General features: G+C 70.3%; 20 protein-coding genes. 7 read left to right on the top strand and 13 right to left on the bottom strand.

What is annotated here, in order from left to right:
- Nucleotides 1-26 precede the first annotated feature (26 nt).
- The 3 genes from LXN57_RS03120 to LXN57_RS03110 all read left to right on the top strand — a co-directional run bounded on the left by LXN57_RS03120 (nt 27) and on the right by LXN57_RS03110 (nt 4,934).
- Complete coding sequence (locus LXN57_RS03120) at nt 27-2,444, top strand: glycoside hydrolase family 3 N-terminal domain-containing protein (RefSeq protein ID WP_251796455.1); 2,418 nt, start codon at nt 27-29, stop codon at nt 2,442-2,444.
- Between the two features lie 159 nt (nt 2,445-2,603).
- Nucleotides 2,604-3,722, top strand: coding sequence for an RCC1 domain-containing protein (locus tag LXN57_RS03115; protein WP_251796554.1), 1,119 nt, complete (start codon nt 2,604-2,606; stop codon nt 3,720-3,722).
- Between the two features lie 270 nt (nt 3,723-3,992).
- A complete protein-coding gene (locus LXN57_RS03110; RefSeq protein ID WP_251796454.1) occupies nt 3,993-4,934 on the top strand; it encodes an endonuclease/exonuclease/phosphatase family protein in 942 nt (313 codons plus the stop codon).
- Between the two features lie 313 nt (nt 4,935-5,247).
- Here the strand turns inward: LXN57_RS03110 and LXN57_RS03105 are convergent, their stop codons facing one another.
- Both LXN57_RS03105 and LXN57_RS03100 read right to left on the bottom strand, forming a co-directional pair.
- On the bottom strand, nt 5,248-5,469 hold the full coding sequence (locus tag LXN57_RS03105; protein WP_251796453.1) for a helix-hairpin-helix domain-containing protein: 222 nt from the start codon (nt 5,467-5,469) through the stop codon (nt 5,248-5,250).
- Between the two features lie 340 nt (nt 5,470-5,809).
- Nucleotides 5,810-5,962 (bottom strand): hypothetical protein, encoded by a 153-nt coding sequence (locus tag LXN57_RS03100; protein WP_251796452.1) that lies wholly within the window; start codon nt 5,960-5,962, stop codon nt 5,810-5,812.
- Between the two features lie 379 nt (nt 5,963-6,341).
- On the opposite strand from LXN57_RS03100, the gene LXN57_RS03095 reads away from it, so the two are divergent.
- Nucleotides 6,342-7,109: a class I SAM-dependent methyltransferase gene (locus LXN57_RS03095; RefSeq protein WP_251796451.1), complete on the top strand. Its 768-nt coding sequence runs from the start codon at nt 6,342-6,344 to the stop codon at nt 7,107-7,109.
- Between the two features lie 213 nt (nt 7,110-7,322).
- Here LXN57_RS03095 and LXN57_RS03090 read toward each other — a convergent pair whose 3' ends face one another.
- The 5 genes from LXN57_RS03090 to LXN57_RS03070 all read right to left on the bottom strand — a co-directional run bounded on the left by LXN57_RS03090 (nt 7,323) and on the right by LXN57_RS03070 (nt 10,931).
- The gene (locus LXN57_RS03090; protein ID WP_251796450.1) at nt 7,323-7,619 is read right to left on the bottom strand and encodes a hypothetical protein; all 297 of its coding nucleotides are present in this window, start codon (nt 7,617-7,619) and stop codon (nt 7,323-7,325) included.
- Between the two features lie 93 nt (nt 7,620-7,712).
- A complete protein-coding gene (locus LXN57_RS03085; RefSeq protein WP_251796449.1) occupies nt 7,713-7,931 on the bottom strand; it encodes a hypothetical protein in 219 nt (72 codons plus the stop codon).
- A 225-nt stretch (nt 7,932-8,156) separates the two neighbouring features.
- Nucleotides 8,157-9,329, bottom strand: a complete 1,173-nt coding sequence (locus tag LXN57_RS03080) for a GDSL-type esterase/lipase family protein (protein ID WP_251796448.1) — start codon at nt 9,327-9,329, stop codon at nt 8,157-8,159.
- Entirely contained in the window at nt 9,326-9,904 is a 579-nt protein-coding gene (locus LXN57_RS03075; RefSeq protein ID WP_251796447.1) for a TetR/AcrR family transcriptional regulator, read from the bottom strand. Before LXN57_RS03075 ends, LXN57_RS03080 begins: the two co-directional genes overlap by 4 nt.
- A 427-nt stretch (nt 9,905-10,331) precedes the next feature.
- Nucleotides 10,332-10,931: a TetR/AcrR family transcriptional regulator gene (locus tag LXN57_RS03070; RefSeq protein ID WP_251796446.1), complete on the bottom strand. Its 600-nt coding sequence runs from the start codon at nt 10,929-10,931 to the stop codon at nt 10,332-10,334.
- An 83-nt stretch (nt 10,932-11,014) separates the two neighbouring features.
- On the opposite strand from LXN57_RS03070, the gene LXN57_RS03065 reads away from it, so the two are divergent.
- Complete coding sequence (locus LXN57_RS03065) at nt 11,015-11,812, top strand: CE1 family esterase (protein ID WP_251796445.1); 798 nt, start codon at nt 11,015-11,017, stop codon at nt 11,810-11,812.
- Nucleotides 11,813-12,256: 444 nt separating this feature from the next.
- Here the strand turns inward: LXN57_RS03065 and LXN57_RS03060 are convergent, their stop codons facing one another.
- Nucleotides 12,257-13,732 (bottom strand): MFS transporter, encoded by a 1,476-nt coding sequence (locus tag LXN57_RS03060; RefSeq protein ID WP_251796444.1) that lies wholly within the window; start codon nt 13,730-13,732, stop codon nt 12,257-12,259.
- A 101-nt stretch (nt 13,733-13,833) separates the two neighbouring features.
- Between LXN57_RS03060 and LXN57_RS03055 the strand changes: the two genes are divergently transcribed.
- Nucleotides 13,834-14,454: a TetR/AcrR family transcriptional regulator gene (locus tag LXN57_RS03055; RefSeq protein WP_221375225.1), complete on the top strand. Its 621-nt coding sequence runs from the start codon at nt 13,834-13,836 to the stop codon at nt 14,452-14,454.
- Nucleotides 14,455-14,742: 288 nt separating this feature from the next.
- Complete coding sequence (locus LXN57_RS03050) at nt 14,743-17,541, top strand: glycosyl hydrolase (RefSeq protein WP_251796443.1); 2,799 nt, start codon at nt 14,743-14,745, stop codon at nt 17,539-17,541.
- An 18-nt stretch (nt 17,542-17,559) separates the two neighbouring features.
- Here LXN57_RS03050 and LXN57_RS03045 read toward each other — a convergent pair whose 3' ends face one another.
- The 5 genes from LXN57_RS03045 to LXN57_RS03025 are packed head-to-tail and all read right to left on the bottom strand — an operon-like array spanning nt 17,560 to nt 21,731.
- The gene (locus tag LXN57_RS03045) at nt 17,560-18,327 is read right to left on the bottom strand and encodes an SDR family NAD(P)-dependent oxidoreductase (RefSeq protein ID WP_251796442.1); all 768 of its coding nucleotides are present in this window, start codon (nt 18,325-18,327) and stop codon (nt 17,560-17,562) included.
- Nucleotides 18,324-18,965 (bottom strand): nucleoside/nucleotide kinase family protein, encoded by a 642-nt coding sequence (locus tag LXN57_RS03040; protein WP_251796441.1) that lies wholly within the window; start codon nt 18,963-18,965, stop codon nt 18,324-18,326. The genes LXN57_RS03045 and LXN57_RS03040 overlap by 4 nt, the downstream gene beginning before the upstream one ends.
- Nucleotides 18,962-19,729, bottom strand: coding sequence for an ATP-binding cassette domain-containing protein (locus LXN57_RS03035; protein WP_251796440.1), 768 nt, complete (start codon nt 19,727-19,729; stop codon nt 18,962-18,964). Before LXN57_RS03035 ends, LXN57_RS03040 begins: the two co-directional genes overlap by 4 nt.
- Complete coding sequence (locus LXN57_RS03030) at nt 19,726-20,754, bottom strand: ABC transporter permease (RefSeq protein ID WP_251796439.1); 1,029 nt, start codon at nt 20,752-20,754, stop codon at nt 19,726-19,728. The genes LXN57_RS03035 and LXN57_RS03030 overlap by 4 nt, the downstream gene beginning before the upstream one ends.
- On the bottom strand, nt 20,721-21,731 hold the full coding sequence (locus LXN57_RS03025; RefSeq protein WP_251796438.1) for a substrate-binding domain-containing protein: 1,011 nt from the start codon (nt 21,729-21,731) through the stop codon (nt 20,721-20,723). Before LXN57_RS03025 ends, LXN57_RS03030 begins: the two co-directional genes overlap by 34 nt.
- Between the last annotated feature and the right edge of the window lie 20 nt (nt 21,732-21,751).

Below are 21,751 nucleotides of genomic sequence, written 5' to 3'. Positions count from 1 at the left end.
TGTCTGATCGGCCTGAGGGACACGCTATGCGCTCACTGGGGACGGCCGCGCTTGTCGGAGCGCTCGGCCTTTCTGTCATCGCTGTGCCGCCCGCGCGGGCCGCTGCCGTCCTGCCCTATCAGGACCCGTCGCTACCGGTCGCCACGCGCGTAGCCGATCTGCTCGGGCGGATGAGCCTCGACGACAAGGCCGGGCAGATGACCCAGTCGGAGCGGGGGACGACCACTGCCGCCGACGTCACCGCGTACCGGGTGGGCTCGGTGCTCTCGGGCGGCGGATCGGCGCCCGCGAACAACACCCCGGCCGGCTGGGCCGACATGTACGACGGCTACCAGCGGGCCGCCCTGGCGACGCCGCTCCAGATCCCGATCCTGTACGGGATCGACGCGGTGCACGGCAACAACAACGTGCCCGGTTCGACGATCTTCCCGCACAACATCGGGCTCGGCGCGACCCGGGACGCCGCACTGGTGGAACGGATCGGAAAGGCCACCGCCGAGGAGGTCACGGGAGCGGGCCAGGACTGGACGTTCGCGCCCTGCCTGTGCGTCGCGCGCAACGACCGGTGGGGGCGCACCTACGAGTCGTACGGCGAGAAGCCGGAGCTCGCGACGGCCATGACCACCATCGTGGACGGCCTGCAGGACAACGGGGTGCTCGCCACGGCCAAGCACTACATCGGCGACGGCGGCACCACGGGCGGCGTCGACCAGGGCAACACCGAGATCAGCGAGGCCGAGCTGCGGAGCGTGCACCTGCCGCCGTTCACCGCGGCCGTCGAGCGCGGCGTCGGCTCGGTGATGCTCTCGTTCAGCAGCTTCAACGGGGCCAAGCTGCACGGCCACAAATACCTGATCACCGACCTGCTCAAGGGCGAGCTCGGGTTCACCGGCTTCGTCGTCTCGGACTGGGCGGCCATCGACCAGCTCGACGGGCAGCGCGGCTTCACCCAGGCCGAGGTGGTCACCGCCGTCAACGCCGGGCTCGACATGGCGATGGTGCCGGCCGACTGGAAGGTCTTCGTCGGCTACCTGAAGGCCGCGGTGCAGGCCGGCCAGATCCCGATGACCCGGATCGACGACGCCAACCGCCGCATCCTGACCAAGAAGTTCGAGCTGGGGCTCTTCGAGAAGCCGTACGCCGACCGCAGTCTCACCACGACGATCGGCAGCACCGAGCACCGCGCGCTGGCCCGGCAGGCCGTACGCCAGTCGCAGGTGCTGCTGAAGAGGGGGATCCTGCCGCTGGCCAAGACCGGCGGGAAGATCTTCGTGGCCGGCAAGAGCGCCGACGACCTGGGCAACCAGAGCGGCGGCTGGACGCTGAGCTGGCAGGGCGCGAGCGGCAACACGGTGACCGGCACGTCGATCCTGTCCGGCATCCGGGCCGCCGTCGGCGCCGGCACGACGGTGACCTACAACCGCGACGGCACGGGCATCGACAGCTCGTACCGGGCGGCGGTCGCGGTGGTGGGGGAGACGCCGTACGCCGAGGGTGAGGGCGACCGGCCCGGCTCGATGAGCCTGGACGCGACCGACCTGGCCACCCTGTCCCGGCTGCGGGCGGCCGGGGTGCCGGTGATCGTGGTGCTGGTCTCGGGCCGGCCGCTGGACATCGCCGCGGAGGTCGGCAACTGGAACGCACTGCTCGCGGCCTGGCTCCCGGGCACGGAGGGAGCCGGCGTGGCCGACGTGCTCTTCGGCGACTACGCCCCGACCGGCAAGCTGCCCGTGACGTGGATGCAGTCGGCCGCCCAGCAGCCCATCAACGACGGCGACGGCAAGACACCCCTCTACCCGTACGGCTTCGGGCTGACCTACTCGGACCCGCCGGCCGACACGACAGCGCCGAGCGTGCCGGCCGCCCCCACAGCCACCGGAGTGACGGGGACGGGCCTGACCCTCACCTGGCCGGCGTCGACCGACACCGGCGGCAGCGGACTGGCCGGCTACGACGTCTATCGGGACGGTGTGCTGATCGGCTCGCCCGCGGTCGCGACCTACACCGTCAGCGGTTTGAGCGCGGCTACCGGTTACGAGTTCACCGTGGCGGCGCGGGATGCGGCCGGCAACCGCTCGGCCCGCTCGGCGGCGCTCGCGGTGACCACGGCGTCCGGCACGCCGGGTGGTTCGTGCCGGGTGCGTTACACCACGAACGACTGGAGCACGGGCTTCACCGGGACGGTCGCGGTGACCAACACCGGGACCACCGCGGTCTCGCCGTGGACGCTGACCTGGACGTTCAGTGGCGGGCAGAGCATCACGCAGGCTTGGTCGGCCCGGGTGACCCAGACCGGGTCGGTGGTCACCGCGACCGGGGAGGCCTGGAGCGCCGCCCTCGCTCCCGGCGCGACCGTCAGTTTCGGCTTCAACGGCTCACACGGCGGGAGCAATCCGCGGCCCGCTTCGTACAGCTTGAACGGCGCCACCTGCGAGGCCTCGTGACCTTCCCCGCATCGTCCCTCGTCGTCCCTCTTGTCGTCCCCCTCGTCGTCGCCTCGTCGTCCCCCTCGTCGTCGTCCCCCTCGTCGTCGTCCCCCTTGTCGTCCCCCTCGTCGTCGTCCTAGGAGGAGTCCCCACGTGAAGAACAAGATTCGAGCCTTGATGATGGTGATCGGCATGGTGATCGGCGGGGTCGTCGCCCTGGCGGCTCCCGCCGCAGCTGCTCCGGCGCCATCCGATGTGGCCACCGGTTACGGGCACACCTGCACGATCCGCACCGACGGCAGTCTGTGGTGCTGGGGTGGCAACTACAGCGGCCAGCTGGGGGACGGCACGACCACGAGCCGGACCACGCCCGTACGGGTCGGGAGCGCGACGTCGTGGGCCGGCATCGACGGCGGCACCAGCTACAACTGCGCCGTCCGGACCGACGGGACGCTGTGGTGCTGGGGCAGCAACAACCGGGGCCAGCTGGGCGACGGCACCACCACCCGCCGGACCGCTCCCGTGCAGGTGGGCGCCGCGACCACCTGGGCCGGTGTGAGCGCCGGTGACAGCCACACGTGCGCCGTACGTACCGAAGGAACCTTGTGGTGCTGGGGTTTCAACCGCTTCGGGCAGCTCGGTGACGGCGCGGCGGTCTACACCGCGACCCGCCCGCTGCAGGTCGGCACCGCGACCAACTGGGCGAGCGTGACGGCCGGCTTCGCTCACACCTGCGCGACGCGCACCGACGGCAGCCTGTGGTGCTGGGGCGACAGCTCGACCGGGCAGCTCGGCACCGGCGCCCTCGGCTACAAGACCACTCCGACCCAGGTGGGCACCGGAACGTCCTGGTCCGAGGTGACCGCCGGCTACCTGTTCACCTGCGCGACGCGCACCGACGGCAGCCTGTGGTGCTGGGGCGAGAACGGCTACGGCCAGCTCGGCGTCACCGGCAACTACCAGACCGCCCCGATCCAGGTCGGCACGACCACCACCTGGAACGGCGTCAACGCCGGCTTCGACACGGCCTGCGCCACCCGCACCGACGGCAGCCTCTGGTGCTGGGGCAACAACGCCTACGGCCAGCTCGCCGACGGCACCACGACTCACCGCTACGCCCCGACCCGTATCGGCACCGCCACCACCTGGACCGCCGACGCGGCGGGGGGCTATCACAACTGCGCCTTCCGTACGGACGTCAGCCTGTGGTGCTGGGGCAACAACGACAACGCGCAGCTGGGCGACGGCACCACCACCCAGCGGCCGGCCCCGCAGCAGGTTTCTCTGCCGAGCTGAGGTTCTTGCGGGCACGCGCTTGCCGCTTCCGGAAGCGCGTGCCCGCTCCTTCGGCGGCGCGTGTCCCTCCTTCGGCCGGCGACTGACCGCTTGTTCGGCTGCGCGTATCTGCTCGTTTGGTGGCGCCTGCCCGGTCCTCCAGCGGGCGCGTGTTCGATCGTTTGGCTGCGCGTGTTCGCTTGGTCGGCTGCGCGTGCGCGCTCGTTTAGCTGGGCGTGCGCGCTCGTTTGGCTGCGCGTGCCCGTCGGCGGCGCCAACTATCATGAGTTCATGGCGATTCGCGTCGCTCGATTCGCGGCTGGTCGCAGATCCGCCTTGCGGTCGCTGATGTCCGCGGTGCTGGCCGTGATGACCACGGTGGCTCTTCCGGGCGCTGCGAGTGGCCCGGTGGCCTCGGCGATGGACGCGCTCGCCGGCCGCGCCGCAGCCGCCGACCTGCACGTGATGTCGCTCAACCTGCGCTACGCCGGCCCCGGCCTGCCGAACTCGTGGCCCCAGCGCCGCCCGGTGATGCGCAACCTGCTGACGACCGAGCAGCCCGACCTGATCGGCACCCAGGAGGGGCTCAACGACCAGCTGCGCGACCTCGAGGACGACCTGGGCGACCGCTACGACTACGTCGGCACGGGCCGGCTCGGCGGCCATCGCGGCGAGTTCATGGCCGTCTTCTACAACAAGGAGCGGCTGACCCGGCAGGCGTACGGTCATTTCTGGCTCTCCGACACCCCCCAGGCGCCCGGCTCGGAAACCTGGGGCGGCTGGTCGGTCCGCATGGTCACCTGGGCCCAGTTCCAGGACCGCAAGACCGGCAAGCGTTTCTACGCCGTCAACACCCACCTCGACAACGCCAGCGAACGCGCCCGCCGCATGTCCGCCGACCTGATCCGCGCCCGCCTGCAAGCGATGGACCCGCCGCTGCCCACCATCCTGACCGGCGACTTCAACACTCCGGCCCAGCCGGGCGGCTACGTTTACGACGTGCTGGTCACCCAGGCCGGCCTCCGCGACACCTGGCCCATGGCCGCCAGGCGCGGCCGCCTCTACGGCACGTTCCACGGCTACAGCCCCCTGGCACCCGACGGCCCGCGCATCGACTGGGTGCTCACCACGCCCGGCATCACGGCCTCGGCCGCACTGATCAACGCCTACCACCGGGACAGCCAGTACCCCAGCGACCACCTGCCCGTACAGGTTCGCCTTCGTCTGCCCTGAACGGCCGCCGTCCGGTCAGGACGTGGCTGGCCGGCTCATATAGGCGCGGCGTCGCGGTGATGCGCGCGGGACGGTACTGACGGCCGGCATCTGTCCCCGAGCCGAGCCGACCGGTCACGACGTGGCTGGCCGGCTCATATAGGCGTGACTTCGCGGTGATGCGCGCGGGAGGGCACTGACGGCCGGCATCTGTTCCCGAGCCGAACTGACCGGTCACGACGTGGCTGGCCGGCTCATATAGGCGTGACTTCGCGGTGATGCGCGCCGGAGGGCACTGACGGCCGGCATCTGTCCCCGAGCCGACCGGCGTGGTCTACGGCCGTTCGTCGGCGAAGGCGAGGCCGTGCTCGGCCAGCGCGGAGGCCAGGATGGCGACCGCCTTGGGCCCGACCCCGTGCAGCGCCAGCAGGTCGCGGCGGCGGTAGCCCGCGACCTGGACGAGCGTCGTGACGCCTGCCACGAGCAAGGCGCTGTTGGCCGGTCTCCCGATGGGCGGCAGGTCACCGATCTGCGCCGGCACATCGCGAGTGCTCACGAGTCCACGATAGTGCGGACCCCGCATCCGGACTCCCTCCCGACGCGGACCCAGCCATGGCCGGGAGCAGCCTGATCGGTGCATCCGCTTCCGGGCCGAGCGCGAAGGCCGCCTTCGAGGTCGCCCGTGAGCTCGGCGTCTCCGTCACCACGCACGCCGGCGTGGGGCAGCGAGCCGACTTACCGTGCGGCGTGGGTTCGGACTGGACGCGTCACCACCCAGTCGGCCTCCCAGGCGCCGCCGCAGCGGTCGGCCGACACCGACCGCCGGCGGCTTGACGATTTAGCCACCACCCACAGCCGCAGCGGCCGGGTAGCAGCGACGCCACCGCACCTGCTGGTCAGTAGCGTCGGCGGCCCTGGAGCTTGGTGAACAGCCCGCGCAGCCGGCGCTGGTTCTCGGGCTTGGCCAACTGCCGGCGACCCTGGTCGACCAGCTGCTGCCCCTTCGGGCTCTGCAGGAAGGCGCGGACACGTTGGGCAAAGCTTGCCATGCGGGTTCCTCCTCGGGTTACGTCCCCCTGACATACCCATTCACGCGGTGCCGCAAGCGCGCGCAGGCCAGCGGGGACTCGAATCCCCTGAAAGGGCGGTCTCGTCGTCGTTCCGGCGCCGTCGTGGCCTTGACCGCGAGCCGGCTGACGGAGCGCGCCGCCGGCGCCACGCCGCAGACCGGCCAGCCGGTTGCGCCGAGAGGATGCTGCTCGGGGTTCCGCACGTCCTTCGGTGCTCGAAACCGGGTTGTCCCGGCGAAGTCGCCCCGCGAGACTGGCCTGGCTCTTCGGTGGGCGCCCCGCTCGGGGAGCGCGGCGCCTGGCAGAAGCTCAGACCCCCGGCGTCGTGAGGAGCCTCCGCGTGGCAGGAAAGTCGGTGGTGGCGCACTTCGACGGCGTCGCCGATTCGTACGATCAGGTCCTGCCGTTCTTCGGCCGTTTCGCCGAGGATGCGGTGCGCCGTATCGTTCCGGCGCCCGGCATCCGAGCTCTGGATCTGGCCGCAGGCCGGGGAGCGTTCACGCGCCAGCTTCTGGATCGTGGCTGCGAGGTCGTTGCGGTCGACGGTTCGCCCCGCATGATCGAGCTTCTCGAGCGCGACTTCCCGGCCGTCGACGCCCGCGTTCTGGACGCCACGCGTCTCGATGTCGAGAGTGGCACGTTCGACCTGATCGTCTGCGGATTCGCCGTCCACATCGTCGACGACCCTGGCACCGCCCTGGCCGAGGCCGTCCGAGTGGCGAAGCCCGGCGCGCACCTGGCTTTCACCGTTCCCGGCCGGGCCGGCGGCGCGCCCGATCCGTGGCCGGACCCGCTCGTCGACCTCTATGCGGACTACCGCCGATTTCAGGCCGACGGATCCGGGCGGCACGGGAATGACGTCGGGGAGAGCGAACTCTTCGAGCAGTCCAGCCTGATCGATGTCACGGCGGTGACCCTAGAGGTGGCGCTGCCCGTTCCGGACGGCGAAACCTACTGGCGCTGGAGCCGATCACACGGTTCCGGCCGTTTCATCGACGGACTTCCCGCGGACAAGCGGGTCGAAATGCACGCTCGTCTGCTGGAGCGTGTGGCCACGATGCCGGACTTCGTCCTCCGCCGCTCGGCCACCCTCTGGACTGCCCGCAAGCCCGACAACAGCGTCTGATCACACGTCCGGCACGCACTGCGAGAGGATGGCGGGCCGAATTGACGCGCACGACCAGGCACCGACCGCTGCGGAGCACAGCAGGCGCGCTCCACCAACCAGCTCGCCCGGCTGGCCCGACACCGTCTGGCTCGAGAAGCCCTGCCCCTGCCGGAGAGGCGCGCCGAGTTCGCGCGCGACACGTGATTGACCGCAGCGGATTTCCGGCTGTTTCTAGGAGGCCCACAACGACTCGGCGGGCCAACCCATCTCCCGGTCGGACTCGGTCAACGGAAGGTAGTACGCGACAGATCGCGGTTCGCCCGCCCCGTCGAAGCCTCTGAACTCGGCGACATCGTCAGGCGACCGGACGAGGCCGGGCACCGTCACCAGCCCGCCGGGCGGTACGGGCACAGTGATTTCCTGACCCCCGTACCGAATCTCGACCGTGCTGACCGCCCGGCTGGCCACGACGGTCAGTTCGACCAGCCAGTTGCCGCCCACGTCGGCCATTTGTGCGCCCAGATTCATCAGGTCGCTCCCGTGTGAATCCGGTAGAGGGCTGTCATGACGACGGAGCACCCACTCGGGCAGGCCGGAACCCGAGCAACTGTCCGGCGCCGGTCACTGGCCGTCGAGGGACCGTTCGACCAGATAGACGTCGGACAAAAGCGCATCGCTGTCCTGCCCGTCACGGCGCAGGGCGACGACCGAGCCGTACCGTCCCCAGACGCCGGCCGCCGCAATCACCACCCCACGCGACGGCACAACCAGCGGCAGATCCGGAGCGCCGCGGTCCAGAGCACCGAACAGCTGGTCATCCTCCAGAAAAACTGGGTTCATACACGCTCTCACGCTAAGCCCCTGCTCAGGACTATCGCCCGTAACTCCGGCGGCCCTTCCGAGGGCTGGCCTGCTCGGGAGCCGCCAGTTACGGACGACACCTTCGGCTACATGCTTAGTTCCGGCGGCGGCGTCAGCGTGCAGACCGCCTTGGCCTTGCGCTGATCCCGACGGCGACGGGCCCCCGACTCCATGGAGCGAGATGGCCGCCGCCGTGCTTCCCGGTTACCGAGCGTCTTGTTCGGGGGCGATGCGGCTGAACTGGGGAAAGGCCCGGTCCGCGAAGCGTTCGCCCATCACGCGGTGGGTGGCGGCGTCCGGGTGGAGCTGGTCGGGCAGCGGGCGTACGGCGAAGTCGGCCTCGCCGTACAGCTCGCGTCCGTCCAGATAGGACAGGTTCGGGTCGGTCTTGGCGCGTTCGGTGACGATGCGGGCCAGTTCGTCGCGGATGACGGTCAGGGTCAGCTTGCCCGCGGCGCGTTCGGCCGGGTTGCCCGTGGCGATGAAGCCGAGCCGGCCCTCGGCCAGCGCCGCCTGATCGAAGGCTCCGGGGCCGGGTGTCTCCTCGTGGATCGGGCACAGGATCGGCGACACGACCAGCAACGGTGTGGACGGGTGCCCCTCGCGCAGCGTGTCCAGGAAGCCGTGCACGGCGGGGCCGAAGGCACGCAGGCGCATCAGATCGGCGTTGACGATGTTGATCCCGATCTTGACGCTGATCAGGTCGGCCGGCAGGTCGCGCATCGTACGGGCGGTGAACGGGTCGAGCAGGGCGCTGCCGCTCAGGCCCAGGTTGGTCAGATCGAAGCCGGCCCGGGCAGCCGCGACGGCGGGCCAGGTGGTGCTCGGGCTGTCGGCGTTCGAGCCGTGGCTGATGGAACTGCCGTGGTGCAGCCACTGCGGTCGGTCGGAGGCGGGTGCGGGCTCGATCGGCTCGTCCGTGCGGAGCTCGATCAGCTCGGTCTTCTCGTTGTGGGGCAACCAGATCTCGACCGTCTTGAGCGTGGGGGACAGGCCCTCGAACCGGGCGCGGCCCGGCTCACCGCGCTGGGCTTCCGCCGCCCCGGTGGCGAGGTCGATGGTGATGGTGGTGCCGCCGTTCACGCTCTGCCGGCCGGCGGAAACACCGTCGGCGTACAGGTCGTAGACGCCTTCGGGCCGGGGTGGAGCGCCGCGGTAGACGAGCTTCGTCGGTGCGGTGACGAGTTCGACGACTGCCGCTCTGGTGCGGAACACCAGCCGTACGCCGGAAGGTTGCACCTCGGCCGTAGCCAGTTGCGGGTCGTTGCCCTGGGCCCGCGCCCAGGCGGGCAGCCGGTGCGGCAACAGCCCGTGGGCGGTCCGCTCGAGCTCGACGGCGCCGCGGATCAGGTCGGCCGTAACAGGGGTGGTGATCATTGTCGTCCTTCGTGGGGCCAGTGGCGCAGCAGGGCGTCGAGCGCGTCGAGGATGCGCTCCCACGACTGCTGGGGGCCGGGTTTGCTGTGGTCGAAGCTGCCACCCAACTCCTGGGTGATGTAGCCGTGGAAGGCGCTGCCGATGAGCCGGACGGCGTGGGTCTGGTCGGGCTCCGCCAGCTCATAGCCACGCAGGATCGCCCGCGTCATGGCCGAGTGCCGGGGCCCGGCACTGGCCAGGGCGGTCTCGTGGTCGAGCCGCAACTGAGCCGCGGCGTACCGGCCGGGATGTTCACGCGCGTAGTTGCGGTAGGTGGTGCCGAGCGCAACCAGCGCGTCCTTCCCGGCGCGCCCGGCCAGCGCCTCAGCCCCCCGGTCGGCCATCTCTTCCAGCGCCAGCAGAGCAATGCGAACGCGCAGGTCTTCGGCGTTGCGAACGTGCGAGTACAGGCTCGCCACCCGCACCCCGAAGTGCCGTGCGACCACCGAGGGTGTCACCTGCTCGAAGCCCAACTCATCAGCCAGTTCGGCGCCGGCCCGGGTAACCCGCTCCGCCGTCAGTCCCGCTCGTGCCATGTGCGCTCCTTCCTAACACTATTATGTTCACGCCTAAAGCTCTTAGGCAACTCGATAGGTCGGACGACGAGCGGCTCGAGGCGGTTGAGGTCATCGGGGCTGCCGTGACCAGCGGCCACGGGTCGCGGCGGAGTTCAGAGCACGCTCGTACGCCGCCGAGATATGAGCCCACGGTCGTCAAACGGTGCTGTTGCTCCTGCTGCGGGTGATGGTTGACGATCCCTTGTTGCAGGACACGCGCCGGCTGTTCCGAGAGTCAGGAGCCTTCTCGGCGTCGTCCGGATTCACCGGCACATCCACCAATGGCTGTCGGCGCCGCCGCTACTTCTCGGCCCCCTGGCCAAGACCTTCGGCGCCACCGGCGTCACCATCGCGCAAATCCGGTTACGGCGGCGCATGTCGTTCCGCGGCGCCCTGTCACTTGTCTTCAGCGCCCGGGCTCGCCGCCGCCGCGCCCTTGATCACTCGCATCGCGTCGTAACAGGCCTTCGAGTACGACGTCGAGATAGCGGCGGGTGAGCGCCGGGCGCTCGGACGGCGCGGCGTGCACCGTGGCTGCGAACACCACGCCGCACATCAGCCGGATCACGTCGGCCCGCTGCACCTCTGGGCGAATCCGGCCCGCGGCGTGCACCCAGGCGAGCAGTTCGCCGGTCAGCGCGTTGAGGCGGGCCACCAGTTCGGCGGTTTCGGGCAGCTCGTGTGTGGCGGCGGCGACAACCGGCTGGACAGCGGGGTCAGCCAATTGCGCGTTGATGCCGGCGGTCAGGAAGCCGGCGAACGCGGCCCATTCGTCGTCGTCGCCGCGCAAGGAGGCCTCGGCATCGGCGACCAGCTTTTCCAGGCTGGGGCGGGCGAGCGTTTCGAGCAGCGCCTCGGCCGTGGGGAAGTGGCGGTAGACCGTGGCCACGCCGATCGACGCCTCGCGGGCGACCTCGTTGAGCCGCAGCGGACGGTCCTCGTCGAGGAATGCGCGGCCGGTGTCGACGATGTTCTGCCAATTGCGGGCGGCGTCTCTGCGGGTCACGGTGACCAGGATAACCGGATAGCCCATCCGGATGCTGCTACGCTGAAACGGATAGGTTATCCGCGAACGGCGAGGGGCTTGCCATGCAGATCGACGCGGCGGGGCGCACCCGCAGTTACACCCTGATCGAGCCGGACGGCGGACACGACCGCCTGCTGCTGGTCTTCCACGGCTCGACGCAGAACGCCGCCAAGTTCCGCTCCTTCACCGGTGGGGCGTTCGACGCCATCCCCGGAACGGCTGTGGCCTACCTCGACGGCTTCCGCGGCAACTGGAATGACGCGCGGGTCGCCAGCCGTTTTCCGGCCCGCCTGGCCGGCGTCGACGACGTGGCGTTCGCCGAGGCCGTCGTCAAACACCACGCCGACGGGCGCGAGGTCTACGCGGCCGGCTACTCCAACGGCGGCGGGTTGGTGGTACGGCTGCTGCACGAGCGCCCCGACCTGATCGCCGGCGCGACGATCATCGCGGCCCAGCAGCCCGCGCCCTCGAACTTTCTCGTTCCCGGCCTGCCGGTCGTACCGAAACCGGTCTTGCTCGTGCATGGCACGGCCGACCGGATCGTGCCCTACGAGGGCGGCGAAATGGCGGCCTGGGCCCGCGTCGCCTTCAAGGTCGGCGGCGAGATGCTGTCCACGCCCGAGACCGCCGCCTATTTCGCCGCCCGCAACGGCATCACGGCCCCGCCGACGACGGTGGACATCTCCGCCTCACTGACCCGCACCGACCACCACCAGGCCGGACACGCACCCGTCCGCCTCTTCACCGCCCGCGGCGCCGGCCACACGGTTCCGGGCCCCCACCCGGCGCCCAGGCTGGTCGGCCGCACCAACCACGACCTCCACACCACCACGGCAATGGCCGAGTTCCTCTGGTCGTGACACCCGATCCCTCCGCGATGAGAACCCCGAAGCCGGGCCCGATAGACCGTCACGGCGGCCGGTCCGGCCGCGTCGACCGGATCCGGCTGTCTCGAACCGGGACGGAGCAAACAGCTGACGGCCCGCACACCTCAAGGTGCTTCGGTCGCGCCGCGGCCACTGTGTCGGCTCGCGCGGCAACGCTTGGGCCGGTTCAGCTCGCGTTGCTCGCGGGGGCGGCTTGGTCCGGGATCGCGCGTGTTGGCGGCGACGGCAACGACATCGCGTCGGTTGCCGGTGCCTCCGAGGGTCATCTGTCGCGATTGCGCGCCGGAGGCGACCCCCGCGCGCCGGTTCGGTCCGGTGTTGCACGCGGGGTGGTCGGCTCGGCGTTGCATCTGCTGAGCGGTTGGGGTGGCGAGGCGAGAGAACGGCTGCCGGAAACTGGCGCCCTTCCCGGCGTGTTCAGCGGCTTGTGGAGCCGAGGCCGGCCGGGATGTCGACGCCTGCGGCGCCGAGCACGGCCTCCTCTTCGGCCTCCAGTGTGGAGATTGCCGCTGGTCGGCGGTGCGGCAGCCCCAGAGCGATGAGGGTTGCCGCTGCGGCGGCGAGTACCGCGCCTGTTACGAAGACGCCGACCAGCTGGCTCTCGTGGGGGAGGGAAGTGCCGGGCACCAGGTTGCGGGTCACCATCGTGACCACGAAGGCCGTGCCCAGGGACATGCCGACCGTGCGGGCGATCGAGTTCACGCTGTTGGCGATGCCGGTCTCGGCGGGTGGCACGTTTTCGATCAGCAGGGCCGGCAGTGCCGCGTAGCCGAACGTCACGCCCGTGTTGACCAGTAGCGCGCCGACGATCACTTCCCAAGTGGCGTCGTGCAGGGCGGCCAGCATCGCGAAGCCTGCTCCGGCTACGGCGGCGGCCGCGACCAGGGTGGCTTTCGCGCCGAAGCGGGACACCAGGCGGCCGCCCAGCGGGGCCGTGACGATGCCGCTGGCGTTGCCGGGCAGGAGGTAGACCAGGCTGGCGGCCAGGACCGTCGAGCCGAAGCCGTATCCGGCTGCTGACGGTGGGGTCTGGACCAGGCTCGAGACGGCCAGGAAGACCGCGAACATCGAGAAGCCGAGGAACATCCCGGCCAGGTTGGCCACCACGATCGGGCGGTGGGTCAGCATGCGGGTGCTGACCAGCGGCTGGCTGATGCGGCGTTCGATCAGCACGAACGCGGTCAGCACGACGACCGCCGCCACCAGCAGGCCGATCACCTGCGGTGAGCCCCAGCCCCAGCCGTTGCCCTCTTGGAGAGCGAGCAGGAGCAGTACGAGGCCGAGGCCGAGCAGTCCGGCGCCGATCAGGTCGAGGCGGCCGGTGGCGGCAGCGGCGCGGCGGGGGAGGGCGGCCACGCCGGCCAGGCCGATGACGCTGAGGGCCGTGGCCAGCCAGAACAGCTGGTGGTAGTCGCCGCCGTCCTGCATGAGCAGGCCGGTGATGGTGAGGCCGGCGCCCGCGCCGACCGCCAGCATGCCGCTGACCAGGGCCATCGCGCCGGTCAGGCGGGCCGGCGGCAGTTCCTCGCGCAGCACGCCGATGGAGAGCGGGAACAAGCCGAAGCTGGCGGCCTGGGCGACCCGGCCCAGCAGAAGCAGCGGCAGGCTGCTGGTGGTGGCCGCGAGCAGCGAGCCGGCCAGCACCACGACCAGGATGCCGATCATGACGGGGCGCCGGCCGTGCAGGTCGCCGAGCCGGCCGAGCACGGGTGTGAGCACCGCCGCGGCGAGCAGGTTGGCGGTCACCACCCAGCTGGCCGCGGTCGCCGAGACGCCGAGGTCGGCCCGGATGTTGGCGATGACCGGCACGACGAGGGTCTGGAGAGCCGAGACCAGCAGGACGGCGTAGCACGCGACCGGCAGCACGAGCCGGGACGGTGAATGGGACGGCATGGGCCGAACGCTAGACGCGTCGGCGACGATTCTCAACACAGTGTCGAAAAAGTGAGATGTGACGTCGATTTCCATCGACGACGGGGTTGTAGGATCGGGCCGTGCCTGCCATCGGAAGCCGCCGCGGACCCACCAAGGGCGACCAGCGTGAGCGCGCCCTGCTTGCCGCCGCCCGCCTTGTGTTCCGTGAGAAGCCGATCAGCCAGGTGACCATCGACGAGCTGGCCGGAGCGGCCGGCATCGCTCGTTCGGGCTTCTACTTCTACTTCGAGTCCAAGCAGGCTCTGCTGGCCGCGCTGGTCGACCAGGTGATCGGCGAGAATGATCTCGAGATGGCGGAATGGCTGGCCTCCGACGGCCTCGACCGCAAGGCCCTGCGGCTGGGCCTGAGCCGGGCACTGGTCCGCTGGAAGATCGACGGCCGCTGGCTCCGCGAGGCCTTCATCAACCCCGACCCCGGCCCCGACGTCATGCAGATCCGCGACCGCCTGGTGGCCGAGGGCTGCACGGCGTTCAGCCGCCGCATCGAACGCGACGCCCGCGCCGGTCTCACCGTCATGGGGCGCCCCGCGCTGCTGGCGACCATGGCTGTCAACCTGCGGAGCGTCACCTTCGCCGAGGCCTACGCCCATCCGGCCGCCTACCCGGACGACGAACTGCTCGACACCTTGACCGACGCGATCCTGCGCCTCGTCTACGGCGTGACGCCGGACCGGTCGTGACGCCGGACCCGGTCGTGACGCCGGACCGGTCGTGACGCCGGACCCGGTCGTGACGCCGGACCGGTCGTGACGCCGGACCCGTTCGTAACGCCCGCGCGGTCGAGAGGCCCCCGCAGCTCGTCACGCCGGACCCGGCGTAACACTGACGAAACGATCCACGGCGTCACGCCGGACCGTTCGTAACATTGACGAAACCCTCTGCGGTCGATAGCGTTCTGAAACCCAGAGAGCGCTCTCTCCCCGCTTAGCGCCCTCCGGAATCCCCCATCCCACGGAGGCCCATCCCCCATGGAATCCAGACGCCTCACCAGCTTGATCACCGCTGCTCTCGTCGCGATAGGAGCCGGCAGCGTCGCCGTCGTCGCCGGCGTGAGCAGCGCATCGGCGGCCCCGGTCGGCGCCGGCAGTTACACCGAGACCCTTCCGGCCGGCCGCAGCCTTCCCACGGGTTGCGGCTCCATCTCGACCAACCCCCGGCAGTACGTCACCAGCAACGCACCCGGCGGCGCCGTGCCCACCAACGACTGGTGGTCCTCGCTGCTCTACAAGCGGATCGACTGCCAGTTCTCGACCCCGCTGTTCGCCGGCCCCGCCGCCTACAAGCCCGGCGCCGGCGGGATGGGCTTGTCCTACCAGACCGATGCCGCGATCAGCGGTTCCGCGACCGGAACGGGCGAATACCACTACCCGTACGCGGAACACGTGCGCGTCGGGGTCGACGGCCTCAACGCCACCCAGGCCCTGGTCGACGGCTGGAGCGACTGGACTGTCAGCACGAGCCTCAGCGGCGGCGGGCGCACCCTGCGGGCCACCGTCGGCCGCGGCCTGCCGCTGTCGTACTACCAGGTGAGCGGCGGCGACGCGGTCATCACGACGACCGGCCCGGCCACTGCGTGGTCGAACAGCGGCAGCCGGATCGGCTTCTCGATCGGCGGTCACGACTACGTGGCGTGGGCTCCCACGGGCGCCACCTGGGCCCTGAACGGCACGACGATCCGGTCCAACCTGGCCGGGCGCGGCTATCTGTCGGTGGCGGTGCTGCCGACCACGGCGTCCACCAGCACGGCCGACAAGATCGCGCTGGCCGACCGGTACACGCCGTTCGCGCACAACCACGTGACCGGCAGCCGCCTGTCCTACAGCTACAACCAGGGCGCGGGCACGGTCAACACCACGTACGCGCTGACCACCACGGCCCGCGAGGGCAGCGGCACCGGCACGGTCATCGCGCTCTATCCGCACCAGTGGCGCTACCTGACCGGCTCGACGCCGCTCGCGCAGAGCTACGTCTCGCCCCGCGGCGCCATGCGGATCCTCACCGGCACCCAGTTCAGCACGTCGATGAAGTACACCGGCGTGCTGCCCGAGATCCCCGCGGTGGGCGACTCGTCGGGCGCCGACCTCGCCACGATCACGAACTATCTGAACGCGGAGCTGAACAACCCGGCCGACTTCCGCGGCGATGACACGTACTGGACCGGCAAGGGCCTGGGCCGTGCGGCCCGCGTCGCGGAGATCGCCGATCAACTGAACCTGACGGCCGTACGGGATTCCGCGCTCACCGTCATCCGGACCCGCCTGACCGACTGGTTCACGGCGTCGGCCGGCAAGACCTCGCGCGTCTTCTACTACGACCGCAACTGGGGCACGCTGATCGGCTACCCGGCGTCGTACGGCTCCGATCAGGAGCTGAACGACCACCACTTCCACTACGGCTACTTCATCGCGGCCGCGGCCACCCTGGCCAAGTTCGACCCCGACTGGGCCACCGCCGGACGGTACGGCGGCATGGTCGATCTGCTGATCCGCGACGCCAACAACTACGACCGCACCGACACGCGGTTCCCGTACCTGCGTGACTTCGACATCTACGAGGGCCACGACTGGGCCTCCGGGCACGGGTCGTTCGGCGCCGGCAACAACCAGGAGTCCTCTTCGGAGGGTCAGAACTTCGCCAACGCGCTGATCCAGTGGGGCCAGGCGACCGGCAACAACGCGGTGCGCGACGCCGGCATCTGGATCTACACGACCCAGTCGGCCGCCATCAACGAGTACTGGTTCGACGTACGCAACGAGAACTTCCCCGCCAGTTGGGGCCACAACTACTCGGCCATCGTGTGGGGCTCCGGCGGCGCGTACGCGACCTGGTTCTCGGGCGAGCACGAGATGATCGTCGGCATCAACATGCTCCCGATCACCGGCGGCCAGTTCTACCTGGGCGACTATCCGGCGGCAGTGCGCAACACGTACGCCGAGATGGTGCGCAACAAGGGCAGCGAACCCACGCTCTGGCGCGACATGCTGTGGCAGTACCTTGCGCTGGGTGACCCGGACGGGGCGATGTCCCGGCTGCGGGCGGCCGGCAACTACACCCCGGAGGAGGGCGAGAGCCGGGCCCACACGTTCCACTGGATCCGCAACCTGCAGGCGCTGGGCCAGGTCGACACCACCGTCACGGCCAACAACCCGCTGGCCAAGGTGTTCAGCAAGAACGGCGCCAAGACGTACGTCGCCTCGAACATCACCAACGCCGCGCAGACCGTGACGTTCTCCGACGGCCGCACCCTCGCGCTGCCGGCCGGCAAGACGGTGGCCAGTGGCGCGACGAACTGGACGGGCGGCAACGCCACCGGCGGTGGCACCACGCCGACCGACCCGCCGCCGACCGACCCGCCGCCCACCGGCTGCGGCGAAGGCGCCCTGGCCTCGCAGGGCCGCCCGGTCACCGTGTCGTCGACCGAGGCCGCCGGCTTCGAGGGCGGCCTGGCCGTCGACGGCAACACGGGCACCCGCTGGTCGTCGGCCTTCGCCGACCCGCAGTGGATCCAGGTCGACCTGGGCTCGTCGCGCACGCTGACCCGGGCCGAGCTGAACTGGGAGGCCGCGTACGGCCGCTCGTACCGGATCGAGACGTCGGCCAACGGCACCACCTGGACGCCGGCCGCCACGGTCACCGGCACCGGCGCCGCCGGCCAGGTGAGCCACACGCTCAGTGGCGACGCGCGCTATGTGCGCATGTACGGCACTGAGCGTGGGACCCCGTACGGCTACTCGCTCTGGGAGTTCCGGGTCTACGCCTGTGGTTGAGAGAAGGCGGCTGCACTCTCACCAGAGGGTGTAGCCGCCGTCGATCACCAGGATCTCGCCGGTCACGAACGTCGACGCGGCGCTGGCCAGGTAGAGCGCGGACGGCGCGATCTCGGCCGACTGGGCGTAGCGCTGCATGGGCACCTCGTCGATCCAGTAGTGCTTCCACTTCGGATCGTCGATGTCGGAGATCTCGGTCTTCGTGTAGCCCGGGGCGATCGCGTTGACCCGTACGCCGTGCGGGGCCCACTCGGCCGCCAGCGACCGGGTCAGGTGGTGCACGCCGGCCTTGGAGACGGCGTACGGCGCGTGCCACTGCGGCCGGTTGACGATCATGCCGGACATCGAGCCGACGTTGACGATCGCGCCCGAGCGGCGGGCCACCATCTGCTCGCCGATCACCTGACTCGCCTTCCACACGGCGTCCAGGTTGGTGGCCATCACCCGGTCCCAGCCCTCGTCGTCGACCTTCAGCGACTCGCCGTGGATGCCGACGCCGGCGTTGTTGATCAGCACGTCGATCGGGCCCAGCCGCTCGGTCACCGTGTCCCGCAGGTGCACCAGGTCGGTCCGGCTGGTCACGTCGGTGGTGACGGCGTGCGCGGCCGGACCGGCCTTCGAGATCTCGGCGACGGCCTGGTCGTTGCGCTCCGCGTCGCGGGCGGCCACCACCACGGTCGCGCCCGCCTCGGCCAGGGCGGTTGCGATGGCCTTGCCGATGCCGCGGTTGCCGCCGGTGACGACGGCGACCTTGCCGTCCATCCGGAACAGATCAAGGACGGTCATGCCAGCTCCTTCTCGGTGACGATCTGCACGATGCGGTCGGCCAGGGGCCGGGTCGAGGCGATCAGTTCGGCGTTGCGCTGATCGGAGCCGTGCGAGCGGGCGTACGCCTCCTGTTGGCTCCGCCCGAACCGGACGTGCCGGGCGATCAGCCGGTCCATCCGCACCTCCTCGCCCGGGTCGACGTACCAGACCTCGTCGATGAGGTCGGCCGTGGCACGCCACCGGTCGTCGTCGACCAGCAGGTAGTTCCCCTCGGTGACGACAAGCGGCGTCTCCCGGCGCACCGGGACGGCGCACGCGATCGACTCCTCGAGGCTGCGGTCGAACTCCGCGGCGTACACGATCTCGTCGGTCTGCGGGCGCAACCGGCGCAGCAGGCTCTGATACCCGGCGGCGTCGAACGTGTCCGCGGCGCCCTTGCGGGCGTGCCGGCCCAGGCGGTTCAGCTCGGCGTTGGACAGGTGGAAGCTGTCCAGCCCGACCAGGACGGCCCGGTCGCCCAGGGCCTCGGTCAACTGCTGGGCGAGGGTCGACTTGCCGGCTCCGGGCGCCCCGGTGATGCCGAGGATGCGGCGTTCGCCGCCGTCGGCCAGCTGCCGGGCCAGATCGACCAGTCCGGCCAGGGTGTAGCTGGTCACGCGAGGGCCTCCGGTTGCTTGGCTCCGGTCATCACCGCGACCGCCTCCTCCATGGTTGTGCTGCCCGGCTCGACCACGGCGATGCGCCGCCCGAGCCGGTGGATGTGGATCCGGTCGGCGACCTGCCACACGTTGGGCATGTTGTGGCTGATCAGCACGACCGGCAGGCCGTTCTCGCGGACCCGTTCGATCAGCTGCAGCACCTGGTTGGTCTCGCGTACGCCGAGGGCCGCGGTCGGCTCGTCCATGATGACGACGCTGGTGGCCCAGGCCGCGACCCGGGCCACGGCGACCGCCTGCCGCTGGCCGCCGGAGAGCGTGTCGACCTTCTGCCGGATCGACTGCACCCGGATGCCCAGGTCGGCCATCTGCCGGGCCGAGCCCTGCCGCATCGCCGGCTTGTCGAGCTTGCGGAACACCGTACCCAGAAGGCCTTTGCGGCGTTGTTCCCGGCCAAGATAGAGGTTCTGCGTGATGTCCAGCGCGGTCGCGACGCCGAGCTCCTGATAGACGGTCTCGATGCCGGCCCGGCGGGCGTCCAGCGGGCTGCGGAAATGCACCGGCTCGCCCTTGACCAGGATCTCGCCCGAATCCGGGATGACCGCGCCGGTCAGCGCCTTGATCAGGGTGGACTTGCCGGCGCCGTTGTCGCCGATCACGGCCAGGATCTCGCCCGCCCGCAGATCGAAGTCGCAGTTGTCCATGGCCACGACGTGGCCGTAGTGCTTGGTGAGCCCTCGGGCCTGAAGAATGAGGTCGGTCATCGGGTCTGCCTCGTTCGCACGAAATGGTCGACGGCGACGGCGATCACGACCAGGATGCCGGTCCCCACCTGCTGGTACAGCGAGTCGATGCCGGCCTGGGTGAGCCCGTTGGCCAGCACGGTGACGATGAGCGCGCCGATCAGGGTGCCCACCACGCCGCCGCGGCCGCCGAACAGGCTGGTGCCGCCGATCACGACGGCCGTGATGCTGTCCAGGTTGGCCGTCGAGTAGCCGCTCGGGTCGGCCGTGGGCGTACGGCCGAGGGCCTGCCAGGCGGCGAACGCGTACACCACCGCCGCCGTCAGATAGACGCTCAGCAGCACCCGCTTGACCTTGATGCCGGTCAGGGCGGCCGCGCGCGGATTGTCGCCTACCGCGTAAACCCGTACGCCCCAGGCGGTCTGCGTCAGCGCGTAGCCCAGGATCGCCGTCAGTCCGATCCACAACATCACTCCGTACGTGATGGTGACCCCGCCGAAGGCCGGGCCCCCGTTCAGCGCGGTGAGGAACTCCGAGGTGATGGGGTACGACTGCGAGTCGGTGTAGAGCCGGGCCGCCGCGGTCAGCACCGACAGCACGCCGAGCGTCACGATGAACGGCGGCAGCGAGAACTGCGCGACGAGTACGCCGTTCAGCAGTCCCAGCACGAGGCAGACCGCCAGCCCGGCCAGCAGCGCGCCGAGCACGTTGCCGTCGGTGGCCAGGTTCCCGATCACCACCGAGGCCAGCACCATGATCGCGCCGTTCGACAGATCGATGCCGGCGGTCAGGATGACCAGCGTCTGGCCCAGCGCGAGCGTGCCGACCACCACCGACTGCTGAGCGATCAGCGAGAGGTTGCCGGGGTTGAGGAACGAGTCGGTCGTCGCCGAGAAGATGACCACCGCCAGCACCAGGGCGGCCAGCGGACCGGCGATCTGGCTCGACAGGGCCGCCCGCAGGGGACCGGCGCGGTCCTCCTTGTCCAGGAGGACCGCATCGTCGAGCTTGGTCACTTCTCGCCCCAGCAGTTCTGCAGACCCCATTCCGACGTCTGTGACTCGAGGCCGTCCACCGGCTTGTCGGTGATCAGCACCGTGCCGGAGTCGTTGAGGCCGGACTGGGGCTTGGTGCCGTCGGCCAGGTACTTGCCGATGGCGTCGACGGCGAGCTCGCCCATCTTGCTCGGGAACTGCATGGCGGTCGCGCCGATGATGCCGTCCTTGACGTCCTGCACGCCGCTGCAGGCGCCGTCGACCGAGACCACGGTGGCCTTGTCGGCCAGGCCCTTGTTCTTGAGCGCCGTGTTGGCGCCGCGCGCCACCGGCTCGTTGATCGTGTAGACGACGTTGATGTCGGGGTGGGCCGAGAGGAGGTTCTCCATCGCGGACTGCCCGGTTTCGACGGTGCCCTTCGTGAGGGCGGAGCCGGCGATGCTCGGGTCGCCGTCCTTGATGCCGTAGCCCTCGAGGAAGCCGTTGTGACGGCCGCCGGCCGGACCGTCCGAGAGGTCGAAGTCGAGCATCGCGATGCGCGGGTTGGCCGGCGCGGAGGCCTTGGCCCACTGCCCGATCAGCTTGCCGGCAGCCGTGTTGTCGGTGGCGAAGGTGGCGTCCGCGCCCTCGATCGGGGTCAGCGTGGCGTTCACCGTGATGACCAGGATGCCTTGGTCGCGGGCCTTCTTGACCACGGGGTTGAGTGCGGTGGGGTTGGCCGGGTCGAGCACGATCGCCTTCACCTTGTTCGCGATCATGTTCTCGATCGCGGTCACCTGGGTCGCCGAGTCGCCGGGCACCTTGGCCTCGGCCTTCATCGTCTTCCAGCCCTTGGCCGTGGCCGCGGCCTCGGTCGCCTTCTGCAGTGTGCCGAAGAACGGGTTGGACAGGTTCAGCTCGACGATGCCGATGGTCACGTCGCTGGTGCCTTCGCCGCCGCTGCTGCCGCTGTCATCGGAGCCGCATGCGGTGGCAGTCAGGAATATGCCGGCCGCCAGCCCGGCGGCGGCGACTCGGTTGACCTTCATGAGTCCTCCTGTATGTGTTT

The organism is Paractinoplanes hotanensis (assembly GCF_023717965.1).
GTDB lineage: Bacteria > Actinomycetota > Actinomycetes > Mycobacteriales > Micromonosporaceae > Actinoplanes > Actinoplanes polyasparticus.
The sequence above is the reverse complement of the archived record's forward strand: the minus strand, read 5'-3'. Positions and strand labels throughout refer to the sequence as shown.